The 24321-nt window shown below is 62.3% G+C and carries 28 protein-coding genes and 1 pseudogene; 15 read left to right on the plus strand and 14 right to left on the minus strand.

Annotation, left to right across the window (positions count from 1 at the left end):
- Positions 1-421: 421 nt before the first annotated feature.
- From cysK to KBY85_RS11845, 3 genes are read left to right on the plus strand one after another with little or no spacing between them, the layout of a single operon-like run.
- Positions 422-1408, plus strand: coding sequence for a cysteine synthase A (cysK, locus tag KBY85_RS11835; RefSeq protein ID WP_254961716.1), 987 nt, complete (start codon positions 422-424; stop codon positions 1406-1408).
- Between the two features lie 6 nt (positions 1409-1414).
- Positions 1415-3484 carry a cation-transporting P-type ATPase gene (locus tag KBY85_RS11840; RefSeq protein WP_254961717.1) on the plus strand — a complete coding sequence of 690 codons (2070 nt, stop codon included), beginning with the start codon at positions 1415-1417 and terminating at the stop codon, positions 3482-3484.
- Positions 3381-4022: a cation transporting ATPase C-terminal domain-containing protein gene (locus KBY85_RS11845; RefSeq protein WP_254961718.1), complete on the plus strand. Its 642-nt coding sequence runs from the start codon at positions 3381-3383 to the stop codon at positions 4020-4022. The genes KBY85_RS11840 and KBY85_RS11845 overlap by 104 nt, the downstream gene beginning before the upstream one ends.
- Here the strand turns inward: KBY85_RS11845 and gorA are convergent.
- The 4 genes from gorA to KBY85_RS11865 all read right to left on the minus strand — a co-directional run bounded on the left by gorA (position 4019) and on the right by KBY85_RS11865 (position 8337).
- On the minus strand, positions 4019-5362 hold the full coding sequence (gorA, locus tag KBY85_RS11850; RefSeq protein WP_254961719.1) for a glutathione-disulfide reductase: 1344 nt from the start codon (positions 5360-5362) through the stop codon (positions 4019-4021). The two genes, KBY85_RS11845 and gorA, sit on opposite strands and share 4 nt — an antisense overlap.
- Before the next feature lie 190 nt (positions 5363-5552).
- Positions 5553-5891: a P-II family nitrogen regulator gene (locus tag KBY85_RS11855; RefSeq protein WP_254941649.1), complete on the minus strand. Its 339-nt coding sequence runs from the start codon at positions 5889-5891 to the stop codon at positions 5553-5555.
- A 12-nt stretch (positions 5892-5903) separates the two neighbouring features.
- The gene (locus KBY85_RS11860; RefSeq protein ID WP_254961720.1) at positions 5904-7355 is read right to left on the minus strand and encodes an ammonium transporter; all 1452 of its coding nucleotides are present in this window, start codon (positions 7353-7355) and stop codon (positions 5904-5906) included.
- Positions 7356-7818: 463 nt separating this feature from the next.
- A complete protein-coding gene (locus KBY85_RS11865) occupies positions 7819-8337 on the minus strand; it encodes a phycocyanin subunit beta (protein WP_254961721.1) in 519 nt (172 codons plus the stop codon).
- A gap of 93 nt (positions 8338-8430) precedes the next feature.
- On the opposite strand from KBY85_RS11865, the gene KBY85_RS11870 reads away from it, so the two are divergent.
- The 4 genes from KBY85_RS11870 to KBY85_RS11885 are packed head-to-tail and all read left to right on the plus strand — an operon-like array spanning position 8431 to position 11221.
- Positions 8431-9687 (plus strand): glutathione S-transferase family protein, encoded by a 1257-nt coding sequence (locus KBY85_RS11870; RefSeq protein ID WP_254961722.1) that lies wholly within the window; start codon positions 8431-8433, stop codon positions 9685-9687.
- A 13-nt stretch (positions 9688-9700) separates the two neighbouring features.
- The gene (locus tag KBY85_RS11875; RefSeq protein ID WP_254961723.1) at positions 9701-10276 is read left to right on the plus strand and encodes a DUF2808 domain-containing protein; all 576 of its coding nucleotides are present in this window, start codon (positions 9701-9703) and stop codon (positions 10274-10276) included.
- A gap of 17 nt (positions 10277-10293) precedes the next feature.
- The gene (locus KBY85_RS11880) at positions 10294-10926 is read left to right on the plus strand and encodes a M23 family metallopeptidase (protein WP_254961725.1); all 633 of its coding nucleotides are present in this window, start codon (positions 10294-10296) and stop codon (positions 10924-10926) included.
- A gap of 16 nt (positions 10927-10942) precedes the next feature.
- Complete coding sequence (locus KBY85_RS11885; protein ID WP_254941654.1) at positions 10943-11221, plus strand: DUF427 domain-containing protein; 279 nt, start codon at positions 10943-10945, stop codon at positions 11219-11221.
- Positions 11222-11267: 46 nt separating this feature from the next.
- Here KBY85_RS11885 and KBY85_RS11890 read toward each other — a convergent pair whose 3' ends face one another.
- The 3 genes from KBY85_RS11890 to KBY85_RS11900 all read right to left on the minus strand — a co-directional run bounded on the left by KBY85_RS11890 (position 11268) and on the right by KBY85_RS11900 (position 14298).
- The gene (locus KBY85_RS11890) at positions 11268-11504 is read right to left on the minus strand and encodes a hypothetical protein (RefSeq protein WP_254961726.1); all 237 of its coding nucleotides are present in this window, start codon (positions 11502-11504) and stop codon (positions 11268-11270) included.
- Between the two features lie 104 nt (positions 11505-11608).
- Positions 11609-13777, minus strand: a complete 2169-nt coding sequence (locus KBY85_RS11895) for a glutamine synthetase III (protein ID WP_254961728.1) — start codon at positions 13775-13777, stop codon at positions 11609-11611.
- Positions 13778-13902: 125 nt separating this feature from the next.
- Positions 13903-14298, minus strand: coding sequence for a Hepatitis C virus core protein (locus KBY85_RS11900; protein ID WP_254961729.1), 396 nt, complete (start codon positions 14296-14298; stop codon positions 13903-13905).
- A gap of 52 nt (positions 14299-14350) precedes the next feature.
- On the opposite strand from KBY85_RS11900, the gene arsS reads away from it, so the two are divergent.
- The 4 genes from arsS to KBY85_RS11920 all read left to right on the plus strand — a co-directional run bounded on the left by arsS (position 14351) and on the right by KBY85_RS11920 (position 17108).
- A complete protein-coding gene (gene arsS, locus KBY85_RS11905; RefSeq protein WP_254961730.1) occupies positions 14351-15364 on the plus strand; it encodes an arsenosugar biosynthesis radical SAM (seleno)protein ArsS in 1014 nt (337 codons plus the stop codon).
- 182 nt (positions 15365-15546) lie between these two features.
- Positions 15547-15927, plus strand: coding sequence for a PilZ domain-containing protein (locus KBY85_RS11910; protein ID WP_254961731.1), 381 nt, complete (start codon positions 15547-15549; stop codon positions 15925-15927).
- A complete protein-coding gene (locus KBY85_RS11915; protein WP_254961732.1) occupies positions 15924-16517 on the plus strand; it encodes a hypothetical protein in 594 nt (197 codons plus the stop codon). The genes KBY85_RS11910 and KBY85_RS11915 overlap by 4 nt, the downstream gene beginning before the upstream one ends.
- A gap of 69 nt (positions 16518-16586) precedes the next feature.
- Entirely contained in the window at positions 16587-17108 is a 522-nt protein-coding gene (locus tag KBY85_RS11920; protein WP_254941659.1) for a LexA family transcriptional regulator, read from the plus strand.
- 89 nt (positions 17109-17197) lie between these two features.
- Here KBY85_RS11920 and KBY85_RS11925 read toward each other — a convergent pair whose 3' ends face one another.
- The 6 genes from KBY85_RS11925 to KBY85_RS15975 form a co-directional block, all read right to left on the minus strand.
- Positions 17198-17521 (minus strand): hypothetical protein, encoded by a 324-nt coding sequence (locus tag KBY85_RS11925; protein ID WP_254961733.1) that lies wholly within the window; start codon positions 17519-17521, stop codon positions 17198-17200.
- Between the two features lie 1007 nt (positions 17522-18528).
- Entirely contained in the window at positions 18529-18903 is a 375-nt protein-coding gene (locus KBY85_RS11930; RefSeq protein WP_254961737.1) for a hypothetical protein, read from the minus strand.
- A gap of 101 nt (positions 18904-19004) precedes the next feature.
- On the minus strand, positions 19005-19193 hold the full coding sequence (locus KBY85_RS11935; protein ID WP_396121862.1) for a YgaP-like transmembrane domain: 189 nt from the start codon (positions 19191-19193) through the stop codon (positions 19005-19007).
- A 42-nt stretch (positions 19194-19235) separates the two neighbouring features.
- Complete coding sequence (locus KBY85_RS11940) at positions 19236-19418, minus strand: rhodanese-like domain-containing protein (RefSeq protein WP_254932001.1); 183 nt, start codon at positions 19416-19418, stop codon at positions 19236-19238.
- Between the two features lie 18 nt (positions 19419-19436).
- Complete coding sequence (locus KBY85_RS11945) at positions 19437-20249, minus strand: rhodanese-like domain-containing protein (RefSeq protein ID WP_315859988.1); 813 nt, start codon at positions 20247-20249, stop codon at positions 19437-19439.
- 16 nt (positions 20250-20265) lie between these two features.
- A complete protein-coding gene (locus KBY85_RS15975) occupies positions 20266-20574 on the minus strand; it encodes an MBL fold metallo-hydrolase (RefSeq protein ID WP_315859987.1) in 309 nt (102 codons plus the stop codon).
- Between the two features lie 120 nt (positions 20575-20694).
- On the opposite strand from KBY85_RS15975, the gene KBY85_RS11950 reads away from it, so the two are divergent.
- The 4 genes from KBY85_RS11950 to KBY85_RS11965 are packed head-to-tail and all read left to right on the plus strand — an operon-like array spanning position 20695 to position 23728.
- The gene (locus KBY85_RS11950) at positions 20695-21015 is read left to right on the plus strand and encodes a helix-turn-helix transcriptional regulator (protein WP_254961734.1); all 321 of its coding nucleotides are present in this window, start codon (positions 20695-20697) and stop codon (positions 21013-21015) included.
- A gap of 47 nt (positions 21016-21062) precedes the next feature.
- Positions 21063-22607 carry a carboxypeptidase M32 gene (locus KBY85_RS11955; protein WP_254931999.1) on the plus strand — a complete coding sequence of 515 codons (1545 nt, stop codon included), beginning with the start codon at positions 21063-21065 and terminating at the stop codon, positions 22605-22607.
- A 30-nt stretch (positions 22608-22637) separates the two neighbouring features.
- Complete coding sequence (locus tag KBY85_RS11960) at positions 22638-23225, plus strand: inorganic diphosphatase (RefSeq protein WP_254961735.1); 588 nt, start codon at positions 22638-22640, stop codon at positions 23223-23225.
- A 14-nt stretch (positions 23226-23239) separates the two neighbouring features.
- Positions 23240-23728 carry a L,D-transpeptidase gene (locus tag KBY85_RS11965; RefSeq protein WP_254961736.1) on the plus strand — a complete coding sequence of 163 codons (489 nt, stop codon included), beginning with the start codon at positions 23240-23242 and terminating at the stop codon, positions 23726-23728.
- Between the two features lie 279 nt (positions 23729-24007).
- Here KBY85_RS11965 and KBY85_RS11970 read toward each other — a convergent pair.
- Positions 24008-24321, minus strand: a pseudogene (locus KBY85_RS11970) (hypothetical protein); the annotation flags it as partial.

Below are 24321 nucleotides of genomic sequence, written 5' to 3' on the forward strand. Positions count from 1 at the left end.
ACTGGTTCCACGCAGAAGCGCCTTGGCGCTGCTGAATAGTGGTTGTCATGAGAACGAGAAGAGGTTGTTCCAGAGGAACGGGTATGGAAGGTGGCAAGCCACCAGACGGAATCCCGTCGAGCGCAAGGACATTGCGTAACAGGACTGTAACGGAAGATTGCGGGATTAGTGAGAAGGCCGGCCGGGAGGCGCCAAAGCCCTGCTGATGAATCCCATAAGTACCGCTTATGTTGAGGTGCGGCAGGCCCCAATCGGGTCAACCCCAGGGGCCAAGCCCAAGGCCTTGCGTGAGGCATCGAGTTGGCTCGCCGTCTGCAGATCGATGTTGTTGACCACAAGGCCTGTAAAAACAGGCTAATTCTTGCTGTTCGCTTGGCAGAGCATCCCTAGGGTGCGCTAAGAGAATGGCTCCCCCAAACGGATGACGAGCGTTTACGCCGACCACAGCCTCACCATCGGCAAAACCCCCCTAGTGCAGCTCAATCGGGTCACCGAGGGATGCAAGGCCCGCGTACTGGCCAAGATTGAAGGCCGCAACCCTGCCTTTTCGGTGAAGTGCCGCATCGGCGCCGCCATGATTTGGCGGGCCGAGCAGGAGGGACTGCTGGGACCTGGCAAGGAGCTGGTGGAGCCCACCAGCGGTAATACCGGCATCGCCCTGGCTTTCGTGGCCGCCGCCAAGGGGATCCCCCTAACCCTGACGATGCCGGAGACCATGAGCCTGGAGCGCCGCAAACTGCTCACGGCCTACGGCGCCCACCTCGTTCTCACTGAAGGAAGGATGGGTATGCCCGGCGCCATCGGCGCTGCCAAGGAAATGGCAGCCTCCGACCCCGACCGCTACGTCCTTCTGCAGCAGTTTTCCAATCCGGCAAACCCCCAGATCCACCACGACACCACCGGCCCCGAAATCTGGGACGACACAGACGGCCAGGTGGACGTACTTGTGGCTGGAGTGGGCACCGGAGGCACCATCACTGGCGTCAGCCGTTACATCAAGGGAACCCTGGGCAAGCCGCTGGTTTCGGTGGCAGTTGAACCCGTCAACAGCCCAGTGATCAGCCAGGCCAAGGCAGGGCAGGAGCTCAAGCCCGGTCCCCACAAGATCCAGGGCATCGGCGCTGGCTTTGTGCCCGCAAACCTCGCTCTGGACCTGGTGGACCGGGTCGAAACCGTTAGCGACGAGGAGGCGGTGGCCATGGCCCGCCGGCTGATGAAGGAAGAGGGAATCCTGGCGGGCATCTCCTGTGGTGCCGCAGCCACGGCCGCCCTGCGGCTAGCCCGAGAGGAGGCCTACGCCGGCAAAACCATCGTGGTAGTGCTGCCCGACTCAGGCGAGCGCTACTTAAGTTCGGTTCTCTTTGAAGGGGTGTTTGACGAGAAGGGCCTTGCCCCACGATCTAGCTAACCCGCCATGCAGCTCTCTGCTAGCCAGCCGATCTGGAGTATCCCAGCGCAGGCAGTGCCGGCAGCTCTGCAGTGCACACTCCAAGGCTTGAGCGACTCAGAGGCCCAGCGGCGGTTGGAGAGGTTTGGAGCCAATCGCCTCCCAAGCCAGCGCCGCCGTTCCCTGCTGCTGAGGTTTGTCGATCAACTGGTGCATTTCATGGCCCTGCTGCTCTGGGTGGCTGGGGCCCTGGCATTTGCAGCGGGCACGCCCCAGCTGGGCTGGGCTATTTGGGCGGTTGTGCTGGTCAACGGCCTGTTTTCCTTCTGGCAGGACTACCAAGCCGAGCGCACCCTGACGGCGCTGAAGCGATCCCTACCCCGCCAGGTGCGGCTCTGGCGCAACGGTGAACTCACCGAGCTAGATGCCGAGCTGCTCGTGCCGGGCGACCGAATCCTGCTGGAGGAGGGAGACCAGGTGCCCGCCGATGCTCGCCTGATCCAGGCCAACGAACTGAGCCTGGATCTCTCTGTGCTTACAGGCGAATCGCAGCCAGTGGCGCGCCATGCCGATGCCATCGACTCACCTGCGGCAGACAAAGTTGTCCTGATCCCGACTCGGGAACGGGCCAATCTGGTTTTGGCGGGCACCAGCGTGGCCGGGGGGCGCGGCGAAGCCATCGTTTACGACACCGGCGGTGAAACCGAATTCGGCCATGTGGCCCACCTCACCGCCGCCACATCCAGGGGCATCAGCACCTTGGAGCAGCAGGTGGGCCACATCGTGCGCACCATCACAGCCATCGCCTTAACCATGGGGGCGATCACCTTCAGCTTCAGCCTCCTGTTTGTGGGGATGGGTCCCCTCGAAAGCCTGGTATTCGCAGTTGGCATCATAGTTGCAAACGTGCCCGAGGGCTTGCTGCCCACGGTCACCTTGGCCCTGGCGATCAACGTGCAGCGCATGGCCAGTCAGAAAGCACTGGTGCGCAGGCTTTCAGCCGTGGAGACCCTCGGCTCGGTAAGCGTGATCTGCAGCGATAAAACCGGCACCCTCACCTGCAACCGCATGGCAGTGGAGGAGATCTGGCTGCCCCAGGCAGGCGAGCAGCCAGGGATTGATCGAGGTGGAGAAGCCGAGCTGTTGCTGGCGGCCTGCCTTTGTTCAAACGCCCAACTCAAAGCCAGCGGTGACGGCAGCCGAGCCCTAGGCGACCCCACTGAAACCGCCCTGCTGGTGGCAGCCCAGGCTCGAGACCTGGGCCTCGCGGTGCATCAGCAGCGCCATCCCCGCAGCCGGGAGTTGCCATTTGATTCCCATCGGCGCCGGATGAGCGTGATCGTGGCCACCGAGGCCGGGCTGCAGCTGATCACCAAGGGGGCACCCCTGGAGCTGCTAGAGCGCTGTAGTCCGGCGGGCCGCGCCCAGGCAGTAGCCGCCAACGACGACCTTGCATGCCGCGGCTACCGCGTCATCGCCGTGGCCCAGCGCAGTCTCGAGGCCACAGAGGGGCAAGCCCCAGCCGATCAACTGGAGCAAAAGCTCAGCTTGTTGGGCTTGATCGCGCTCTACGACCCGCCCCGGCCTGAGGTACCCGAGGCGATTCGCCAGTGTCACCAGGCGGGCATCAAGGTCACGATGGTGACTGGCGACTACGGCCTCACCGCCCAGGCCATAGCGCGCCAGATCGGCCTGCTGGATATGCCGGCCAAGGGTGACAACCACCCCCAGGCTGATCCGGTGCGGGTGATCCAGGGCGACCAGCTTGAATTGATTAGCGATGTGCACCTGCGCCAGCTGCTCAAATACCGCAACCGGCTGGTGTTTGCCCGGATGGCCCCCGAGCAGAAGCTACGGCTTGTGCAGGCCTACCGCTCCCTCGGCGAAGTGGTTGCGGTCACTGGCGATGGGGTCAATGATGCCCCGGCCTTGCGGGCGGCCGATTTGGGCATAGCTATGGGCCTGGTGGGCACCGATGTGGCAAGGGAGGCAGGTGGTGCTGCTAGACGACAACTTCGCCACGATCGTCACGGCGGTGCGCTTTGGCCGAGGCGTGGTGGCCAACATTCGCAAGTTCCTGCCCTACGTGCTGCCTAGCAACGTGGCCGAGATGGCTCCGTTTTTAGCCATGGTGACCGTGCAAATCCCGGCGGCCCTAACCGTGCTGCAGATCCTGGCGGTGGATCTGGGCACTGATTTACTACCCGCCCTGGGGCTAGGAGCCGAGGCGCCTGAATCGGTATTGATGCGCCAACCGCCCCGGCGCCGTTCAGCGCCGCTACTGGATCGGCCCCTGATGCTGCGCGCCTATCTGGTGCTGGGCCTGAGCGAAGCCGTGGTGTCGATGACGGCCTACCTGCTCAGCTGGCAGCAGCAGGGTGTGGGGATGGCCTGCCGCAGTGCGCATCGCTCCGCCTTCGTCAACTTGGTGCAACAGGGCTGGCGCCGCAATCCCCTGCTTTGGCTTGGCATAGCAGCTGAAATTCTCTTCACAGCGCTATTGCTCTATTGGCCGCCCCTGTCGTGGCTAGCGGCGATGGTGCCAATTGACAGCCGGGCCCTGCCGATGGTCCTGTTGGCGCCGCTGGTGGTGATGCTGGCTGATGATTGGCGCAAAAGCCGGCTCACGGCCTAGTTCGGCATGGTCACAAACTCCTCGGCAACCGAGGGGTGCAGGGCCATGGTGCGATCGAAGTCGGCCTTGGTGGCGCCCATGCCAATGGCGATGGCTGCCATCTGGATAATTTCAGCGCTGTGTTCGCCCACCATGTGGCAGCCCAGCACCTTGCCGCTTTCCAGCTCCACGACCAACTTGAGCAATACCCTGGGCCCCCTGGCCGGCAAGGCCTGGCTCATCGGCCGGAAACGGGCCCGATGCACCCGCACGCCCTCTGGGCCATGGCGCTGGATCGCCTCCTCTTCGCTGAGCCCCACACTGGCCAGCTCCGGCTGACTGAATACCGCATAGGCCACCAGGCTGTGGTCCACCTGGCGCGGGCTAGTGCCATAGACACTGTCGGCAAAGGCCCGTCCTTCATCAATGGCAACCGGGGTGAGGTTGATGCGGTCGGTGACATCGCCAACTGCATAGATGTGGGGCACGTTGGTGCGCTGCTCGCTATCCACTGGAATGCGATTGGCTTCAGTGGCGATAGCCGCTGCCTCAAGGCGCAGGCCCTCCAGGAAAGGGCGCCGGCCGGTGGCAAGCAGCACTCCACCGCAAGGAATGATTTCGCCTGCCTCGGTATGGACGCTGAGGTCGCCGGCACTGCCAGTGATGGCTGCAGGACTGTGGGCAAAGCGAATCTCAATACCCTCTTGCTCCATGCCCTCCTGGACCGCCTTGGCAGCTTCAAGATCAAAGCCCCGCAGCAAATGATTGCCGCGCACCAGCTGGGTCACTGCCACGCCAAGGCCATTGAGGATGCAGGCGAATTCACAGGCGATGAAGCCAGCACCCACCACCACAAGGCGCTCCGGTAGTTGCTCCAGCAGAAACATCTCATCGCTCACCCAGCCAAGCTCTGCCCCTGGAATCGCTGGCCGCTGGGGCCGCCCCCCCACCGCAATCAAGATGCGCTCGGCCCGCAGGCGGCGCTCGCCAACGGCAATGGTGTGAGCGTCTTCAAAGCAGCCCCAGCCGCGCACCAGCTCTACCCCCGCTTTTTCAAGAAAGCCGAGGTGCAGCTGATTGAGACGACCCACCTCGGTGCGCACATTGGCCAGCAGGGTGCTGGGGTTGCGGCGAATCCCCTCGATTTCCCAGCCATAGCTGGCTGCATCGGCAAGCAAGTGTTTATAAGCGGAGCCGTAAACCAGCAACTTTTTGGGCACGCAGCCGCGGATCACGCAGGTGCCGCCCACCCGATCGCCCTCCACGATCGCCACCCTGGCGCCATAGCTTGCGGCCCGTTTGGCAGCAGCTAGACCACCCGAGCCGGCACCAAGCACCACCAAATCGAAGTGTTCGTTCATGGGGGGAGCTGAAGTGCTGGAGCTCCTCACGCTATGGCGTGAAGTCCTTGGGCGGAAGGGTGCTCCCCAGCTCAGCGAAAAACCCAGGGAAGCTGGTGGCATTGTCAGCAGCCATAAAAAAAGCCCCCCGGATGGGGGGCAGTTGAGGTGTCCCAGATGGAAACACCACATCAAATCAAGAGGTGGGTGCTCAGATCGCCGTGTCGCCGCGCTCACCGGTGCGGATGCGGATGGCTTCCTCAACGGGGGTGACGAAGATCTTGCCATCACCGATTTCGCCGGTTCGGGCGGCCTCGAGAATGGCAGTGAGGGTGGCTTCCAACTTGTCGTCAGTCACCACCACAACGATCTTGGACTTGGGTAGGAAGTCCACGGTGAACTCGTTGCCGCGGTAGCGCTCCACCTGACCCTTCTGTCGCCCGAAACCGCGGACATCGACAAGAGTCATGCCGACCACATCGAGGCCGACGAGGGTTGTTTTGATTGCTTCCACCTTGGAAGGGCGGACCATTGCCGTGATCATTTTCATGGTGATTCAGCTTCAGTTGGTCGTGGGGTCGTAAGCCTCTTCCCCGTGGGCGACGAAGTCGAGTCCACGTTCTTCCTGCTCAGGAGTGACCCGCAGGCCCACCGTGGCGCCAACGATCCAGAGAATGACCGCGGTGCCGATGCCGACAAACCCGTAGCTGATCAGCACGGCCTTGACGTGGGCCACGAACAGGGCGGTGTGGCCGCCGCTGGCGAGGATTGCTGCCGATTTGGGGAAGTAGTCGGCCGGCACCAGGGCAGGGATGGCTAGGGCGCCGGTGAGCAGGGCTCCCACCGTGCCACCTACGCCGTGGACGGCGAAGGCATCGAGGGAGTCATCAAAGTTGATAGCCGACTTCACCTGAACTGCGAAATAGCAGGCGATGGAGGTCGCCGCACCGATAATCAAAGCCTGGGGCATGTAGACGAAGCCGGCGGCGGGGGTGATGCCCACCAGACCAGCCACGGCGCCGGTGGCGGCTCCCACGGCGGTGGGTTTGCCATCAAGGAACCACTCAATCAAGCACCAGGTGAGCAGGGCCGTTGAGGCCGACAGGGTGGTGGTCAGGAAGGAGAAGCCGGCACCCTTAGCAGCGAAGTAGCTGGCGCCGTTGAAGCCGAACCAGCCGAACCAGAGCAGGCCGGCACCCAGGAGGATGAAGGGCACGTTGTGGGGAGGACGCTTGCTGCCGGGGAAGCCGCTGCGCGGACCCACAATCGCAGTGGCCACCAGAGCAGCCACGCCTGCAGCAATGTGAACAACTGTGCCGCCGGCAAAGTCGATGGCGCCGATCTCACCAAAGGGACCGATGTAGCCACCGCCCCAAACCATTTTGCACATGGGGCAGTAGATGAACAGGCTCCAGAGCAGGGAGAACCAGAACCAGGCCTTGAAGTTGATCCGCTCCACAAGGGCGCCGGAAATAAGCGCCGGGGTGATGATCGCGAACATGCCCTGGAAAAGGGCGAAGGAGGAAGCGGAGATGGCGAAACCATCAGCTAAGGGAGCATCACCGAGCTCACCGCCCACGCCGTTGAGCCACATCTGGCCGAGACCACCGATGAAGGGGCTGCCGAAGCCGGTGTCGAAGGAGAGGGAGTAGCCGATCACAACCCAGACGACACCGATGAGCCCCATCAGGAAAAAGCTCATCATCATGGTGTTGAGCACGTTCTTGGCGCGGGTGAAGCCGCCGTAAAAGAACGCCAGGCCTGGGGTCATAAGTAGAACCAGTGCTGAACCCATCAGCATCAGCAGGGTGTCGGCGCCGTCGGTGGGGACCTTCGCCAAGGCTGCCTTGGCGGAGCCTGCCATCAGCGGCAGCAGGCCAGCACCAAAGGCGAGCAGCATCACGGCGTAACGCTTCAGTTCAGGCTCCTGAACCTTGGCGAGAAGTTGGGTGCGGAATCGATCAAAGACAGCGAGCGGGGTTGGACCGCCGCCAGCGATGGGGACTTGGGCCATGAAGGAAGGTGACCTCTAATGTTCACCCGGCCACAATCGTGCAGCGCTGCAGTCCTGTGGGTAGCAAATGACACCGTTCACCAGAACGCTGATCCCTTCCGCCCTGTGTTGGCTGGCAGCCCAATCTTGGGACGGACGTCGCTGACTAGAAGCCGCCGAATGTGCCGCCGAGGATCGACGGCAGAGCGGGTCTGGAGGGCCAACTGGGCAACTCCATGACTGGTCCTCAGATTTTTGTGATGTTGGATCCGTTCACGGTTGGATCGGTTCACGAGTTAGTTGTCTGCGGCTGAGTGAAACAATCCTTCGTGACTGATGCCCTGATGCTCACTATTGAGGTCTTCAGCTGAGCTGCCTGGCCCCATCCCTTGGCTCTTGATCTCCAGTGCAACCGGAAACCAAACAACCCTCTGGTTGAGCCGTTGGGCTCCTGCCAGAGGGACATTCCTGGGCTTGTGCCCAATCAGCCGACTGCAGCAGCAGCGCGGTCGAAGTAGGTGCCAACTTCGGACATCAGGGCGGAGCAATCGCCAGGGGTGATGCCGTTGCGATCGTTAGCGATCGAGATAGCAGCTTGCTTCATTTTGCGAACGCCTTCTGCCACAGAAGCGCCAGGAACGCCGAGGGCGAGGTAGGTCTCACGCAGGCCGTTGAGGCAGCGGTCTTCCAGCACGGAAGCATCGCCGTTGAAAATGGCATAGGTGACGTAGCGGAGGATGATATCCATGTCGCGCAGGCAAGCAGCCATGCGGCGGCTGGTGTAGGCGTTGCCACCTGGAGCGATCAAGGCGGGCTGCTGATCGAAGAGATCGCGGGCAGCGTTGGTAACGATGGCAGAAGCGTTGGAGGTGATGCGGTTCACCGTATCCATGCGCTTGTTGCTTTCGGCAACCATCGCTGCGAGGGCATCGATCTGGCCGGCGTTAATGAATTCGCCACGGGCATCAGCCTGGGCAACAACCTTGGTGAAGGCGTCGAACATTGGATCTCTGGTATGAAACTTCGCTCTTGAAACTTAGTTAGGCCACCGAGCACCCCGCGAGCTCCTAGAACCAAGGCTGCTGCAGCGATTGGCATGGAGTCGAAAGCCGAGGGAGTGCTCGATTGGCACGAGCTCGAACGCCTCGGTGCGTCCCCAGCCGATCCAGTCAACGGTCCCACCAGCGCCCAGGCCCGGCTGCGTTTGTTTGGCCAGCCGGAGGAGGCAGTGCGGGTCACCCTGTTCCGCGACCACCACGCCTGGTGCCCCTACTGCCAGAAGGTGTGGCTTTGGCTCGAAGAGAAGCGGATCCCGTACCGGATTCGCAAGGTCACCATGTTTTGCTACGGCGAAAAGGAGGCTTGGTTCAAACGGCTAGTTCCTTCGGGGATGCTGCCGGCGCTTGAGCTCGATGGCCGCCTGATCACTGAGAGCGATCGCATTCTTGAAGCCCTCGAGGGGGCCTTCGGGCCCCTGGGACTGGGCATGAACGACCCGGCGGTGGTGCCCCTGCGCCAACTGGAGCGATTGCTGTTCCGGGCATGGTGCCAATGGCTCTGCAGCCCGGGGCTGCGGTCCGCCCAAGAGCACGCTGCCAAGGCGGCTTTTCAGCGCATTGCAGGCAACTTTGAGCAGGCGCTCAGCCAGCAAAGTGGGCCCTTTCTGCTTGGCGAGCTAGGCACGGCTGACCTGGTGTTCGTGCCCTACGTGGAGCGTATGGCTGCAAGCCTGGCCTACTACAAGGGCTTTCTGTTGCGCAGCGAGCATCCGGCCATTGGCCGCTGGTTTGAGGCGCTGGAGCAGCGCCCCAGCTACTTAGGCACCCAGAGCGACTTCCACACCCATGCCCACGACCTACCGCCCCAGATGGGTGGCTGCTATGCCAGCGGAGATGCCAACCAACAAGCACTAGCCACTCAAATCGATCGGGGCCCCTGGCCCCTGGGCAGCCCCGACCCGGAAACCAGCCAGGCCGAACCGGCCAATGCGGCAGCCTTTGCCCTCAGCCGGGTGATCAAGCACCGAGCGGCAATTCTTGGCCGCAGCCCCCTGGGAGCGGAAAACTTCGATGTCCCGCTCCGCACAGCTCTCACGGCCCTGATCCACGCCAAGCCCCTGCCAGCACCGGCGGGCTCTGCCCCTGCCCTGCGCTACCTGCGCGATCGCATCAGCGTGCCCCGGGATATGCCGCTGCATGCGGCTCGGTGCCTGCGCCAGGCCCTGGAGGCCACTGCCAGTCTCGATCCAGCGGATGGCACAGCCCAGGGTACGCCGATTCCGGTGGGCCATCGCCGCGATCAGGATCCCCAGCCATTCCTGCGGGCCGCTCCTAGCGTTTTGCCAACTGCCTAATGCCCTAGTGCCTGTGCCCCGTCTTCGACGCGTCGCCGTTGCGCTCGGCTGGGCCCTAGCCAGCTGCATTGCCGGGGCGCCCGCACTCTCGCCGCTTGCGATCCCCGCCGCTGGCGCCCTTGAACTCCGGGGCGTCACCTACTTCAGCAAGGCTCCCTGGAAGGTGGACCTGGTGAGCTACTACACCACTGTCTGGCAGACCCGTGCGGAGTACTACTTCACGATCACGCTCGATCCGGAGGCGGGGGTGGCCCTCGGCGGCCTGACGATTCAGCAGACCCGCGGCGTTGATACCAGCTTTCCATTCTTTGTGGATCGCACCTCAGCCTTTTTGGGCCGGCCGCGCCAGCAGGGTCCCCGCGTGCCAGTGCTGGCCCAGTTCGATAGCGATGCGCGCCGCTTCACCCTCAGCTTCCCTGAGCCCGTTTCTCCCGGGGCCACGCTCACCGTGGTGCTCAAACCCTGGAACAACCCGGCTGTCTCCGACACCTACATGTTCCAGGTGACGGCCTACCCAGCCGGCCCCAACCCCTCGCCAGCGTCGCTGGGATTTGGCACCCTGCGGATCTACGACCCCGATTGGCGCTGAGCCAGATCCCCTGAGCCATGACCCACCGGAGCTGGCCCGTGCTGTTGCCGTTGTTTTTGGCAGCGGTTGTGGGCCAGTCGTCGCTGCGTGCCCAGACCGCGATGCCCCAGGATCTACCCCGCCAAGTGGCGGTGCCTGATGTGCGGCTCCCCGGATCGGAGGGATCTCTGGCCCGAGGCGCCTTGCCGGCACCAGGGCTGGATCCGGCGGCGCTGCCCCTGGCTTACCCGTTGGCCCAGCCCGCCGAAAGCCTGGACCCCTGGGGCTGGCGCTACTCGGAGCGCCGCTCGGCCTGGCGGCTGCACACCGGCATTGATCTGGCGGCGCCGCAGGGCACGGTGGTGCTCGCCTCCCGGGCCGGACGGGTGCTGCTGGTGGAGTCGATCAGTGGCTACGGCACCACGGTGCTGCTGGACCATGGCGAGGGTTGGCAGACGCTCTATGCCCATCTGCACGACGCCATCGTGGTGAGCGGCGTCTGGCTGGAGCAGGGGCAACCCCTGGGCATGGTGGGCATGACCGGCTCGGCGACGGGCCCCCATCTGCACTTCGAACTGCGTCGCCAGGGCGCCGAGTTGCTGGCCCTGGATCCCACACCCCACCTGCCGCCCCCATCCCTACCCCCGGTGCTTGCCACAATCAGCCCTTAATTGCGCCACACGCCCCATGCAAGCCCAGTGGAATGGTCAGGTGATTGCCAGCAGCGATGACATCGTCAAGGTCGACGGCAACGCCTATTTCCCCGCCGCAGCACTTGACCCCGACTGCATCCGCCCCTCCAGCCACACCAGCGTGTGCGGTTGGAAAGGCACGGCTCACTACTACGACCTTGTGGTCAATGGCCAGGTGAACGCCAATGCGGTCTGGTTTTATCCAGAGCCCAAGGAGGCTGCCGCCAACATCCGCGGCCGGGTGGCCTTCTGGAAGGGCGTGCAGGTGACCTGAATCAGCTGTCTCGCGCAACTCGAGAGAGGTGGCAGCAGCAAGGGATTCAGCAACCAGGAAATCGCAGGGTGCGCCAGTCACCGCTGGCAGTGCTCACTTCAACGCCAATCTCCACAGGCCCTGAGCTGCCACCGCAGTGGTCGTTCCACCAGCCAATCGCCTCGCTCCATGCGGCATCGAGGGATTCGTAGAGGTCGTCGAGTACGGGATGGGGGGCGCCTTGACGATCGACTAGGCGGTAGATCCGCACGTGGCTGGGGGATTGGGTTCGCACTGCTGGCATGTCTGGCTTCGCTGCTCTGCTGGTAATCATGGACCTTGTGCCAGATCGAAACTGTCACCTTCACAACATCTTCCGGTATTGCAGGTTGCTGCACCGAGAGGGCATCAGCGCATAAACAGCATCTCCTGGTAGCTGGGCAGGGGCCAGAGACCGTCGTCGACCAAGCCCTCCAGGCCATCCACTGCCGCACGCAGGTCGCCGATTAACGGCATCAGGCTGTCGGCGCAGTGACGCATGTGGGCTTCGGTGCCGTGGGGCGAGGAATGTAGGGCCTGATCGAGGCTCTCGCATCCGTTGTTGAGCTGCTCGAGCAGTTCGCCCAACTGATTGCGCAGTTTGAGATTGGGATGCAGACCCATCGCCTGCTGCTCCTGCAGGGCCTGGCCCAGCTCGCCTAGGTAGCGCACAGCAGCTGGATATACCTGGGTGCGAGCGATCTGCAGGGCCAGCTTTGCCTCCACTTCAATCGCCAGCACATACTGCTCGGCGTACACCTCAAAGCGGCTCTCCAGCTCCACCGCACTGAGCACTCCCTGGCGCTCAAACAGCTCCCGCACCTCCGGGCGCTGCAGCACTGGCAAGGCATCGGCGCAGGTGCGCAGGTTTTCCAAGCCACGCTCTTCCACCGCCAGGCGATGCCATTCGCTGGAGTAGCCGTCGCCGCCAAACACCACGGCGCCGTGCTCGCGCATCACCTGCTGGAGCACGTTGAAGGCTGCTTCGCCTAGGGCGGTGCCACTGTCGAGCTGACTCTGCAGCCGATCTGCAATCCAGCCGATCGAATCGGCCAGCACCGTGTTCATCGCCACCAGGGGCCCGGCTACCGATTGGTTGGAGCCAACGGCGCGGAATTCAAAGCGGTTGCCTGTGAAAGCAAAGGGTGAGGTGCGGTTGCGATCGCCGGGGTCTTTGGTGAATTCCGGCAGGGTGTCCACCCCCAGGGTCATCACGCCGCCCTTGGCAGAACTCTGCAGGTTGCCCTCGCGGATCTGGTTGAACACATCCTCGAGCTGGCTGCCCAAATAGACCGAGATGATCGCCGGGGGAGCCTCATTGGCGCCGAGGCGGTGATCGTTGCCAGCGGTCGCCACCACCGAGCGCAGCAGTGGCCCGTAGCTGTGGACGCCGCGGATCACGGCGGCGCAGAACAGCAGGAACTGCAGGTTGTCGTGGGGCGTTTGGCCCGGGTCGAGCAGGTTGCCCTGGGTGGCGTTGCCGATCGACCAGTTGACGTGCTTACCCGAGCCGTTGATCCCCGCAAAGGGCTTTTCGTGCAGCAGGCAGGAGAAGCCGTGCTTTTTGGCCGTGGCCTTGAGCACGGTCATGGTGAGCTGCTGGTGGTCGGTAGCGACGTTGGCGGCTTCGAAATAGGGCGCAATTTCAAATTGCCCAGGTGCCACCTCGTTGTGGCGAGTCTTGGCTGGAACGCCCAAGCGGTAGAGCTGCTGCTCCACGTCCTGCATGAACACCTGCACGCGCTCGGGGATGGCGCCGAAGTAGTGGTCGTCGAATTGCTGGCCCTTGGCGGGCGGGGCGCCAAACAGGGTGCGGCCAGCGAGGAGCAGGTCTGGGCGCAGGGCGACGAAGGCGTTGTCGACCAGGAAATACTCCTGCTCGGCGCCGCAGCTGGAGTTCACAGGAGCTACGTCGGTTTCACCGAGCAGACGCAGCAGGCGCTGGGCCTGGCGATTCATGGCGGCGTTGGAGCGCAGCAGCGGCGTTTTTTTATCTAGGGCCTCACCGGTCCAGGAAACAAAAACGGTGGGAATGCAGAGGGTGACCCCATTGGGGGTCTGCATCAGGTAAGCGGGGCTGGTGATGTCCCAAGCGGTGTAGCCGCGGGCCTCAAAGGTGGATCGAATGCCGCCATTGGGGAAGGAGGAGCCGTCTGGCTCGCCCTGCACCAGCAGCTTGCCTGTGAATTCGGTGATCACCCGACCATCACTTTTGGGCGAAATGAAGCCGTCGTGCTTCTCGGCCGTTGAGTTGGTGAGCGGGTAAAAAACGTGGGCGTAATACAGAGCTCCACGGGCGCTGGCCCAGGTCTTCATGGCGTCGGCCACGGCGTTGGCCAACGACAAATCGAGCTTGCCGCCCTCCCGGATGGTGAGCTGAATCGACTTAAAGATGCGTCCAGGCAAGGCTTCCTTCATCGCCTGGAGGCCGAATACGTCGCTAGCCCACAGCTCATCGAATGGGGCGGCAGCAGTTGTCGCCACCGGGCGTCGCCGCTGAATCTGCTGCAGAGCGGCGTAACGGTGCGAGCTGGGCATGGGATCGACTTGAAAAGGCTTTATGGGAGCATCCAATGCGGCAATCCCGCCTCCTTATGTAGCTGTTGCTACAAAATCACTCCCCGCATTCGAGGGCTGGTGGCCACGGCGATAGACCGGCCAGCTCAGATCAAGTAACGGCGAATGCTGGGCCGACTCCAGAAAACCAGCGCAGCAGTGGTAGCCGCCCAAAGCAGACCAGACAGCACTGCGGTGAGCAATCGGCCCTCACTGAGCAGAGCCAGGCGCACGATTCCGTAAGGCAGCCCCACAGCCAGGGCCATAGACAGGGCCACGATCGCCAGGATCTGTCCCCAGGCACGCCACTTGAGCAGGGCGATCGAGGCCACCAGGCCCACCACGGCCGTAGGCAGCACGGCACTGGCGCCCACAACCAGATTGGCCGTGCGCCAGGTGGGATCCAGCAGGATTACCGCCAGGCCGAGGGGAATGGCCAGACCATTGGCAACCAAACCCAGGCGAGCCAGGGTGACGTAGCCGCGGGGGGGCTGCTGCAACATCGCAAACTGGGTGCTAGCGACTCACCATGCTCGTTCATGGGTAGGCGGCAAGATGGTGGCGTTCGCAAATGAACGGGGATTGCAACTCCATTCCGCCCCGCCCCTAATAGGAGCCCAAGGTCCAGCAACGGCCTTCCCGCCGCTTCAACGGGGACGCCTGACAACCCTGCAGGTGAACCTCGGTTATCGCTGTAACCAGGCCTGCAGCCACTGCCACGTCAACGCTGGACCATCCCGCACCGAAATGATGGATCCGGCCACCCTGGCCCTGATCCCGCCGGTTCTGGCGGCTCGCCAGCTGAGCTGCCTCGACCTCACCGGTGGAGCGCCGGAGCTCCATCCCCAGTTCAGGGAGCTGGTGGTGGCTGCCCGCCAGCTTGGCGTCGAGGTGCTCGATCGTTGCAACCTCACGATTCTGTCGGAACCCGGCCAAGCTGATTTGGCTCGCTTTTTGGCGGATCAGGGCGTCACGGTGGTGGCCTCCCTGCCCTGCTATGCCGCCGAAAACGTTGATCGCCAGAGAGGCAGCGGCGTGTTTGAGCGCAGCATCGAGGCTCTACGCCAGCTCAATGCCCTTGGCTACGGCCAGGCAGGCAGCGGCCTAGAGCTGCAGCTCGTATACAACCCCCAGGGGCCGGAGCTACCCCCTCCCCAAGCCCAGCTGGAGGCCGACTACCGCCGGGTGCTCGCCGCCGACTTCGGGGTGGTGTTCACCAGCCTCTACGCCCTAGCCAATATGCCGATCCAGCGTTTTGCCAGCTGGCTCCAAGCCCAGGAAAAGCTGGAGGCCTACCAAGCCCTGTTGAAAAACAAGCACTGCGGCGCCAACCTCGAGCGGGTCATGTGTCGCTCCCTGATCAGTGTCGACTGGCAGGGCTGGCTTTATGACTGCGATTTCAACCAGCAGCTTGGTCTGAGCGCAGCTGGCCGGCCCAAGCGCCATCTGGGCGAACTGCTGGGCTGGGATCCGCAGGGGGATGCGGTGGCAGTGGCAGATCATTGCTTTGGCTGCACCGCCGGGGGGGGCTCTAGCTGCGGCGGGGCCCTAAGCCGCGCCGCGGGCTGAATGCCACCACCTGGCCACGCTCAAAATTTTCTGCCTTTTCTCAGTTGGCTTTTCGACTCGCTTCACTACGATGTAATGACATTACTGGGTAATGTGCACACCCGGATTTTTACGAATATCCGCCTGCATTTGACTTGATGCCGGATACTTCCTCAAGGCCAGATCCTTCCCCAAGGAACGAGGTGAGGCACATTGTCCCCTCAATCAGCATTTCAATTCCGATCGACTTTCATGTCGATCCGGTGCAGTTTATTGGTCGCCTTTGGGATGTGAGCGCCTCTGGTGCCTGCCTGCTGTTTCCCATCCGCGAGCCTGTTGTGCCTGGCTTGGTCGGCACCCTCACGATTCACCAACCCACCTTCGGCGATCCGATCCGGCTGCGGGCCAGCTCCCTCTGGGTCGATCGGCTGGAGTCTGCCTCCTATGTGGGGGTGCGCTTTCTTGAAACAGTCGACTTCAGCACCACCTTTTTGAATTTTCTGATGCGCCGCAGCGGTGGCTACACGCCCGTGGGTGGTTTTGGCGACCTCCGCTCTGGCACGGCATTCGGTAGCTTCAGTTGAGCAAGCAGCGTCTTAGCCCAGCCCTGCTGATACCCCTTGGGCTGGGCTGGCTGCTTGCGAACTCTGCCCAAGCCCTGCAGCGGCCGGTGGATCCAGTAGCGGTCTGCGTGGTAAACCCCCGGGTGGAGCCGGTGACAGAAGGGGATGCCATTGGCCTGGTGCCCACACCCATGCCCCTGCTCGTAGTGGTCGAACCCCTGCTGGAGCTCCGCATCGAGCGCCAGGGCCTGCTGGTTTGGCAGCAGCTTGCGCCTGCCGGGCGCCCCTTCCGCGCACCCCTGGCCTGGCCCCTGGCCCCCATTGCCCCCGGCGAGGTGGTGCTGATGCGTCTGAGGCCTGAGCAGGCGGCAGAGGGCAGCTTTGCCCAAGTGCAATTAGTGGGTGCGGACGCCGAGCGGATGGCCCGCACCGCGGCCCTGATCCTCTCCCTAGGCCAGAGCCCCCCTGCTTGGCTGGCAGCGATCGAAACGGCCCTGGAAGCTGGAGATGTGTCTCTGGCCTGGGCCCTGCTGTTTGAACCCCAGCGCCCCGATGCAGCCGATCTAATCGCCCTGCGCAACGAGGTGGTGAGCAGGGGCTGCGGCGACTGAGCCGCGACCACAATGCAAGACAGTACGGCCGTACTATTTTGCATAGTGTGTCGGCCTTCGGGGATTGCCATGGCGAGCGATCTGATCTGGCTTGGTCCCTTGCAGCCAGCGCATCACGACCTCGAGCCCCTGCTTTTGCCCCTGGCCGGCGAAACCGTGGCCGCAGGCTTTCCCAGCCCTGCCGATGACTACATCGAGGCAACAATCGATCTAAATGGAGCCCTGATTCCGCGACCGAGCTCCACCTTTTTGATGCGGGTAGACGGCGATGCCATGCGCGGAGAGGGCATTCATCACGGCGATTTATTAGTGGTCGACCGCAGTGTGGGTCCCCGTTCTGGCTCCATCGTGGTCGCCGTGCACGAGGGGCGCTTTCTGCTGCGGCGACTGGAGGGAACACCTCCCCATTGGCGCCTGGTGGCCAGCGATGCCACTAGCCCCGCCATTGCCCTACAAGGTGACGATCCCGACCTGCTGATCTGGGGCGTGGTGATCCATGCGGTACATCACCTCTGGAAGCCATCGCCGCAATCGCGAGTCCGAGGAAGCGCCTTTAAGCGTTCACCAGAAGCCTTTGGAATAAAGCCATAGGCCTAGCAATCCCATTGGCACAAACACTGCGCCAAGGATCTGCAACTTGACGGTGCGCGGAGATGGCTGATTCGTACGGGGCATGGGGGTCAGGCTGAAGGGGAGAACAAAATCGGGCGATAGGTGGGCCGAGCAGCGGGCGAGAGGCTCCACTTCACCCGGCAGGTGAAGGTGGCGTATTCACCTTTGATGGCAGTTGAGAGCCGCATGGCCGTAGCGGTTGCATTGGCTGGCATGCGGTATTGGGCCTGATTGCAGGAGTCCACTTCAGAGACGTTCGACTTGTATTCAACGGTGCCACTGGTGGGCGCGGCCTTGGCGTCTGTTTGGCCAGCCTGGGCTGCGCAGGGTGCAAGCAGGGAAGCAGTAGTACAAAGGGTCAAAAGACAGGGAAATGCAGCAATGCGGCGCATGTCTAAGCGTCAAGGTCTTCCTGTAATAGCCGAAAAGACGCAGCCGCGCCTAGTCGAGCAGCCAGTGCGGCAACCTGGCCCAGCAACGCGCTTAGGGCGGTTCTGATCCACTCATGCACTAAAAGAGATTTGGAGTGCTCTTCGGTAGCCGTCGCCATTGGCGGGTAATTGCGGCTTCCCGTGGCCACCCAGTCGGTGCGAAAGGTGGCCAATTCTCTGCAACCCGAGCTCGCGATCGGCGCTATTTCGGCAGGAAAGGTTGCGGTATGGCGAAACGGCCAAGCAACTGGGCCAGCAAGTCGATTAACTCGAAATCCTGATGCTGGTGAAGCACCTCTAATCCGTGGGCATGTGGTGTGCAGCGTTTAATCAGCTCGAAGATCGCGAGGTGCTTGATCTTCTGGTGGCGGCAACACCCGATACGCTCAACTGAAATCACTGCTTGCCTTTGACCTCGAGATCGTGAGCACCCTTTTCCACAAGGTAGGAATTAATTGCCTCTTTTAAGACGGCACCAAGTTTCTTGCCCTCGAGAATGGTTAAAAGTTTTAAAGCTCGATGCTCCTCCACGGAGAGCTCAACGGTAATTCTTGGCATGATTGTGAAGGGACCTGAACCGATATGACAAATATATGCCAATACTGGTGGAGGATGTGCAATCGGATATCAACACCTAAACGACAATGCTTCACCACGGGACTGTGAGATAATGCACTGGTACATGGGTTGAATTGGTGAATTAGTGATTGAGAGTTAAGGCTAATTTTGCCAAAGCTTCCAGGTGTCCCAGAAGCGTCGTAGCATTCCAGGCTGTCAGGCCGTGCGGCGTCCACCTCCCCCGTCAGGTCAGTGCGGCCAGCCGGTCGAAAGTTGGTTTCGTTAAGGCTGGAGTTCTAGGAATAAATAATTGTCTTCAGGGCTTATCGGCCTCGCCAGCAAATGCAAAATACAAAGACTAAATGGTTGCGAAAAAGACAAAGCGGCCAGCTATTCAAGCAGGCATTCCTTCAGTGATGTTGGCGCCACCAGTGCCAGCTTTCAATATTGATCAACAACCCAAGCAGGGTCATCACCGCCATCAGCATGATCTGATCAAGGCGTGCATCTGGCACCAAGATATCTGCCAGAAGATGCAGGATATTAGTAATTAGGTAAACTACACTTAGCCAAAAGTGCAGCCGCCTCAACAGCCGCCAGCGAATCCCTGGACCGATGGCTGAATCAGCGAAAGAGATCAGCACGATTGCCAGTAATGGCAGGAAAAAATAGCCGAGCATGGCACCAAGCAGCAGCGGCAAGGCTCCCAATGGGACTTGGCTGTTGATCTCGGGTGACTGCCCGTGGAATAAGGGCATCAAGCCCAAATCCACGTGGAACAGCATGGCCAGCAACCAGGCAATCCAGAGAGTGATCAACCGCTGGGCATGATTTGTAGTGGAGCGCCTGCATCCATCCAGGTGTTATGGGCAAGCGCCTGCTGCCATCAAATCGAAGCCCGGTTCCAGGGCATCAGGGCCAGCAGGCGGGCCATGCCACAAAAACCACTGATGCCAGCAAACACCAGGCCGGCTCCCACCAACCAGCTGAGCAGAATCCAAGCCGGCGCCACCCAGCTGCCGAGGCCCAGACCGAGCAGCACCAAAGAGCCAGCGGCGATCTGAACCTGGCGCATCAGCGGCAGGGGGGCTGGTGTGCCCGTGCCGCACCAACTGGGCTAGAGCCTGGGCACTGCGGCGACCGCTGTGGCATACCAGCACCAAGGCACATTGACGCTGCCTTCGATGTGCCCGCCGGCCAATTCCATTGCCCCGCGCACATCGATCACGCTGACCCGCTTTTCAGCCAGCTGCCGGGCTAGTTCCTGGGCATTGAGACGGGTATCGAGGTCTGGTTTCATGACTGATAAGGAGGTTGATCAGGTGGAAGCGACGCCTTGCAGCGGGTAGCCCTCATCCGCCCAGCGGGCCAGGCCGCCGTGGAGGTTTGCCACCTGGCTGAGGCCGGCCTTAAGCAACTGCTGGGTAGCCAGGGCCGAGCGGCTGCCGGAGTGGCAGACCACCACCACCGGTTGATTGACGGGAAGTTCGGAGATGCGACCTTCCAGTTCCGGCAGGGGAATCAGCAGGCTGTCCGCCACCCGACCGTCGGGGCCGCCATATTCCTCAGCCGAACGCACATCCAGCAAGCTGAGGCCATCACGGTGGGACGCCACCCAGGCGGGGGGAAGTTCGGGCAGGCCCGCATAGCTGCGTTGCAATGGCGCCCAACATGGGTTTGCAGCAGGGCTGGTGACGTCCTGATCAATGGGCTTGCCAGAGCGCATGTTGCCAGGCAGGGCTTCGGCGATCCTGTGGGGGTGGGGCAACTGCATCGACTCCATGTAACCAACGAAATCCCTTTCGGTGGCCATACCGCCCAGGCGGGCGTTGAAGGCTTTTTCTTCAACCACCGAGCTGACCGTGCGGCCCTCGTAGTCGTGCCCTGAATAGAGCAAGCAGGAGTCGGGCAGGCTGAAGAGTTGCTGGGTAATCGAGGCCCAGAGGGTATGGGGGTTGCCCTGCTGAAAGTCACAGCGACCGCAGCCCCGTACCAGCAAGGCGTCACCACTGAATGCCATCGACTGATCGTCGAGCACAAAACTGAGGCAGCCATTGGTATGACCTGGGGTGCTGCGCACCTCGAGCCAGCGAACGCCAAAGGAGAGCCGATCCCCGTGCTGCAGGGGCATGGTCACGTTTTCCGCCCTAGCGGCTGCAGACAGGCCAATTGCACAGCCAGTGGCCTGTCTGCAGCAGCCAGCTGCCGGTGACATGGTCGGCGTGGGCATGGGTATTGAGGGAGGCCACCAGCTTGAGCCCCAGCTCACGGAGTAGGGCAAGATCCCGGCCATGGCGCTCAAACACCGAATCGATGATCACCGCCTGGCGACTGGAAACATCGCCTAGTAAGTAGGTGAAGGTGCCGGTCTGGGCATCAAAAAGCTGGCGGAAGAGCAGGGATCCCCCTCCAGCCGCTGCCCGCAGGGAAATCGGCGTAAACGGGGCGACAACCATCGCGGCATTGCAGCTTGTTATGACCATAGCCGCATAAAGGCGTCGCGTCCGGGGTCGCTCGGGGGAATGCGGCTTGCGACATAGCTGCGACATAATTAATAGATGGCCTATTCCAGCTCCATGCCGTCTCCCCAGTTGCTGGAGGAGTACTGCCAGTTTTTCCGTTTGCTGAGCGAGCCGGCGCGCCTCCAGTTGCTTTGTCAGCTCAGGGCAGGGCCCCTGGATGTGGCAGCACTGATCGAAGCCACTGGCTTCTCCCAATCCCACATCAGCCGCCAGCTCGGCCAACTGCAGCGGGCGGGCCTAGTGCGCTGCGAGCGCGATGGGGTGCGCACTATCTGGAGTGCCGAAGGCGCCTTGGTAGACGAGCTCTGCTCCCTGGTCCAGACCCGACTCAAGCGACGTCTGGAGAACCAGTTAGCCCAACTGCAATCAGCCTGAGCGCGCCGGCCCTGAAGCCGGAAGAATGGCCCTAGCAAAAGTTCCCCATGGCGCAGGCAAAATCGCCCCTAGATCAGCTGCAGGAGCATCTGCGCCAGAGCCAGCTGCTGGGCTCAATCAGCAGTGCCCTCTATTACGACCAGAACACGGTGATGCCGGCGGCCGGTGCCGAATGGCGTGGCGACCAACTGGCCCTGTTGGCCAGCCAGCTACACGAACGCCAGAGCAGCCCTGCTTACGCCGATCTGGTCGGGGCGGCGGAAGCCGAGCTGCAAGCCAGCACTCCGGCGGCGGTGCGCCGCAACTTGCAGCTACTGCGGCTTGAGCTAAATCGCCAGCGCTGCCTAGATCCCCAGCTAGTAGCCCAGATCGCCCAAGCCCAGTCGCGCGGCAATGCCATCTGGCAGGAGGCAAGGCGCCGCAGCGACTTCAGCATCTTTGCTCCGGCACTGGAAAGTCTGATCGGCCTACGCCGCGAACAAGCGACCCAACTTGCCGCCGCTGAAGTTCAACACCGCAGCCCCTGGGAAATCCTGGCCCAGCCGTTTGAGCCCGACGTCAGCAAAGAACGGCTGCAGCAGCTGTTTGCCCCACTGCAGGCCGAGCTGCCCGTCCTGCTCCAGCAGGTAGCAGCAACCCAGGTGTCCCCCCTGCCAGAGCTACCCGAAGCCCTGCAGGAAAATCTCTGCAGCGAGCTACTCAACAGCTGGGGCTACGACCCGGCCTACTGCCAACGCTCCCGCTCAGCCCATCCCTTCTCCTGCACCGTGGGCCCCCAGGACTTCCGCATCACCACCCGGGTGGTGCCGGATCAGCCCCTCTCGGCCTTCCTTGCCACCGCCCATGAATGGGGCCACTCCTTATATGAACAGGGCCTGCCCCGCACGGGCAACCACTACTTCCCCTGGCCGCTGGGTGAGGCCACCTCGATGGGGGTGCACGAGTCGCAGTCGCTGTTCTGGGAATGCCGGGTGGGCCGCAGCCGCGCCTTCGCCGAGCGCTGGCATCCGCGCTTCTGCGCCGGCTTAGGCAGTGGCGGTGGCAGTGGCAGTGATCCCTGGGGCGGCGCCTTCGGCTTCTGGCGAGGGCTCAATCCCCAGCGGCCCGGCCTGATTCGGGTGGAAGCCGACGAGCTCAGCTACTGCTTGCACATCGTGCTGCGCTTTGAGCTGGAGCTGGCCCTACTCGAGCAGGACATGCCGGTGGCGGAGCTTCCAGGTTTATGGAACCGCCGCATGGGCGAGCTGCTGGGCCGTACCCCTTCAAGCGATTCGGAGGGATGTCTGCAAGATATCCACTGGGCAGAAGGCCTGTTTGGCTATTTCCCCAGCTATGCCCTGGGCCATCTGATCAGCGCCCAACTCGCGGAAACCATGGAGCAGGAGCTTGGCGGCCCAGGTGCCATCGAGGCCGCGATCGCTGCTGGTAAGGAGAGCAGCCTGCGGGACTGGCTGGCCAGCAGGGTTTATCCCCTGGGCCGCAGCGTCAATGCGGAAGAGCTGGTGGAACAGGTGAGTGGCCAGAGGCTCAGCGCGGCAGCCTTCCTTCGCTATCTGCGCAACAAGCTGGAGCGCCTGCAGGCAGATACTTAGGATGCTGCTTAGCCACTCAAATTCCGCTTCATGGCGAACATCGACCACGCCCCGAGCCGCACGATGCTCAACCTGTTGCACGTGCTGCCGGCCTTCGCCGATGAAGCCAAGCTGCGCGTGAACGCGATCGTGGAGCTCAACTCCATGACGATCAACAAGTACGAATTGATCACGGAAACCGGCCACCTCAAGCTGGATCGCGTCGGCTATTCGTCGCTGGCCTACCCCTTCGCCTACGGCTGCATCCCCCGCACCTGGGACGAGGACGGCGACCCCCTCGATATTGAAATTGTCGGTGTCACCGAGCCCCTAGTGCCGGGATCGCTGGTGGAAGCTCGGATCATCGGCATCATGACCTTTGACGACGGCGGCGAGGTCGACGACAAGGTGATCGCCGTATTGGCCGATGACAAGCGCATGGACCACATCACCAGCTTCACCCAGCTTGGTGAGCAGTGGGTCACGGAAACCCAGTACTACTGGGAGCACTACAAAGACCTCAAAAAACCCGGCACCTGCAAGGTCAATGGCTTCTTGGAGCCAGCAGAAGCTGTGAGCATCATTAAGGAGTGCGAACGGCGCTATCTCCACATCATCGACACCAAGCTGGTGAACTAAGCGCCCTTATTTCTATGGCTGACTACCTCAAACCGCTCTGGATTGCCGCAGCAGCACTTGCGATGGCCCCGGCTTGGACCCCTGTCCAGGCCCAGAGCAACAGCCGGGAAATTGTGCTTCAGCTTGACAAGCGCACGATCAGCCTGCGTGAAGGCCGCAAGGTGCTTGGCAGTTGGCCAGTGGCGATTGGCGATCCCAGCACCCCCACACCAGTAGGGCGCTTCTCGGTGCAAAACAAGGTTGTTAATCCCAAATACCAGAGCACCAAAAGTGGCAAGATCAACGCCACCGTCGGACCAAATGGCCCCTTAGGTGATCGCTGGCTTGGATTCCAGAAAAGCGGACCCAACCAGTACGGCATCCATGGCACGCCAAATGCTTGGTCCTGGACGGTGACATCACGCGCAGCCGTTACCAATGGCTGCGTGCGCATGCTCCACGAGCATGTGCGCTCCTTATTTGATCAGGTGGAAGTCGGTACGCCGGTAATCGTGCAGCGCTGAAGCCAGCCGATTGTCGGAAAATATTCTGGAGATAACCCCAGCTGCAGCCGCAAGTTGGGGTTAACGGCGTACCTAATAAGGCCAAAACAAGGCATGAGGCCTTTCGACTGCGTCTATGTCTGCGGTTCCCCACTCCAATCATTCCTGCGAACCCCAAGTGAGCACCACCTTGAAGTGGGCCAGTGACGGCGAGCTTTCACCCCTTGATTTGGAGCGGATACTGGCCAGGTTAAGTGCGGTTGATCCAGCAGCCCAAGCGCTCTGTAGCCAGCTTCAGACTCAATCCTGAGCCCCATCCCCAGCGGGTGTGAGCTGGCGCGCTAGGGCCCGGGCCATGCCATCGCGGCTGGCCAAGCCACGTAGAGATGCAACCGGCAAACCGGGATTGGGAAGGCCATGGGGCAGGGCTGCCGCCGCCGCAGCCGGCACATCAAAAACCGGCAATTGGCGCAAGCCATTTGGCCTCAGCTGGTCTTCCAGCTGAGCAAGCTGGGCAGACATCGGCAGCCACACCAAGTCACTGCGGCGACAGGAGAGCAAGGTGGGCACCGGTGAAGACCCGTCGTCATTGAACTCCCGCTCGGCACTTAGGG

Origin of the sequence: Cyanobium sp. BA5m-10, assembly GCF_024346255.1 — a bacterium.
Lineage (GTDB): Bacteria > Cyanobacteriota > Cyanobacteriia > PCC-6307 > Cyanobiaceae > Cyanobium_A > Cyanobium_A usitatum.

Coding starts and splice junctions, on each gene's coding strand:
- gorA (WP_254961719.1), bottom strand. CDS start 5,362: ATGAACGAACACTTCGATTTGGTGGTGCTTGGTGCCGGCTCGGGTGGT.
- KBY85_RS11855 (WP_254941649.1), bottom strand. CDS start 5,891: ATGAAAATGATCACGGCAATGGTCCGCCCTTCCAAGGTGGAAGCAATC.
- KBY85_RS11935 (WP_396121862.1), bottom strand. CDS start 19,193: ATGCGCCAGGTTCAGATCGCCGCTGGCTCTTTGGTGCTGCTCGGTCTG.
- KBY85_RS11950 (WP_254961734.1), top strand. CDS start 20,695: ATGCCGTCTCCCCAGTTGCTGGAGGAGTACTGCCAGTTTTTCCGTTTG.
- KBY85_RS11890 (WP_254961726.1), bottom strand. CDS start 11,504: ATGCCAGCAGTGCGAACCCAATCCCCCAGCCACGTGCGGATCTACCGC.
- arsS (WP_254961730.1), top strand. CDS start 14,351: ATGGTGGCGTTCGCAAATGAACGGGGATTGCAACTCCATTCCGCCCCG.
- KBY85_RS11885 (WP_254941654.1), top strand. CDS start 10,943: ATGCAAGCCCAGTGGAATGGTCAGGTGATTGCCAGCAGCGATGACATC.
- KBY85_RS11945 (WP_315859988.1), bottom strand. CDS start 20,249: ATGCCCCTGCAGCACGGGGATCGGCTCTCCTTTGGCGTTCGCTGGCTC.
- KBY85_RS11895 (WP_254961728.1), bottom strand. CDS start 13,777: ATGCCCAGCTCGCACCGTTACGCCGCTCTGCAGCAGATTCAGCGGCGA.
- KBY85_RS11965 (WP_254961736.1), top strand. CDS start 23,240: ATGGCTGACTACCTCAAACCGCTCTGGATTGCCGCAGCAGCACTTGCG.
- KBY85_RS11920 (WP_254941659.1), top strand. CDS start 16,587: ATGGCGAGCGATCTGATCTGGCTTGGTCCCTTGCAGCCAGCGCATCAC.
- KBY85_RS11865 (WP_254961721.1), bottom strand. CDS start 8,337: ATGTTCGACGCCTTCACCAAGGTTGTTGCCCAGGCTGATGCCCGTGGC.
- KBY85_RS11925 (WP_254961733.1), bottom strand. CDS start 17,521: ATGCGCCGCATTGCTGCATTTCCCTGTCTTTTGACCCTTTGTACTACT.
- KBY85_RS11940 (WP_254932001.1), bottom strand. CDS start 19,418: ATGAAACCAGACCTCGATACCCGTCTCAATGCCCAGGAACTAGCCCGG.
- KBY85_RS11870 (WP_254961722.1), top strand. CDS start 8,431: ATGGAGTCGAAAGCCGAGGGAGTGCTCGATTGGCACGAGCTCGAACGC.
- KBY85_RS11930 (WP_254961737.1), bottom strand. CDS start 18,903: ATGCTGTTCCACGTGGATTTGGGCTTGATGCCCTTATTCCACGGGCAG.
- cysK (WP_254961716.1), top strand. CDS start 422: ATGACGAGCGTTTACGCCGACCACAGCCTCACCATCGGCAAAACCCCC.
- KBY85_RS11955 (WP_254931999.1), top strand. CDS start 21,063: ATGGCGCAGGCAAAATCGCCCCTAGATCAGCTGCAGGAGCATCTGCGC.
- KBY85_RS11880 (WP_254961725.1), top strand. CDS start 10,294: ATGACCCACCGGAGCTGGCCCGTGCTGTTGCCGTTGTTTTTGGCAGCG.
- KBY85_RS11960 (WP_254961735.1), top strand. CDS start 22,638: ATGGCGAACATCGACCACGCCCCGAGCCGCACGATGCTCAACCTGTTG.
- KBY85_RS11900 (WP_254961729.1), bottom strand. CDS start 14,298: ATGTTGCAGCAGCCCCCCCGCGGCTACGTCACCCTGGCTCGCCTGGGT.
- KBY85_RS11860 (WP_254961720.1), bottom strand. CDS start 7,355: ATGGCCCAAGTCCCCATCGCTGGCGGCGGTCCAACCCCGCTCGCTGTC.
- KBY85_RS15975 (WP_315859987.1), bottom strand. CDS start 20,574: ATGGTTGTCGCCCCGTTTACGCCGATTTCCCTGCGGGCAGCGGCTGGA.
- KBY85_RS11840 (WP_254961717.1), top strand. CDS start 1,415: ATGCAGCTCTCTGCTAGCCAGCCGATCTGGAGTATCCCAGCGCAGGCA.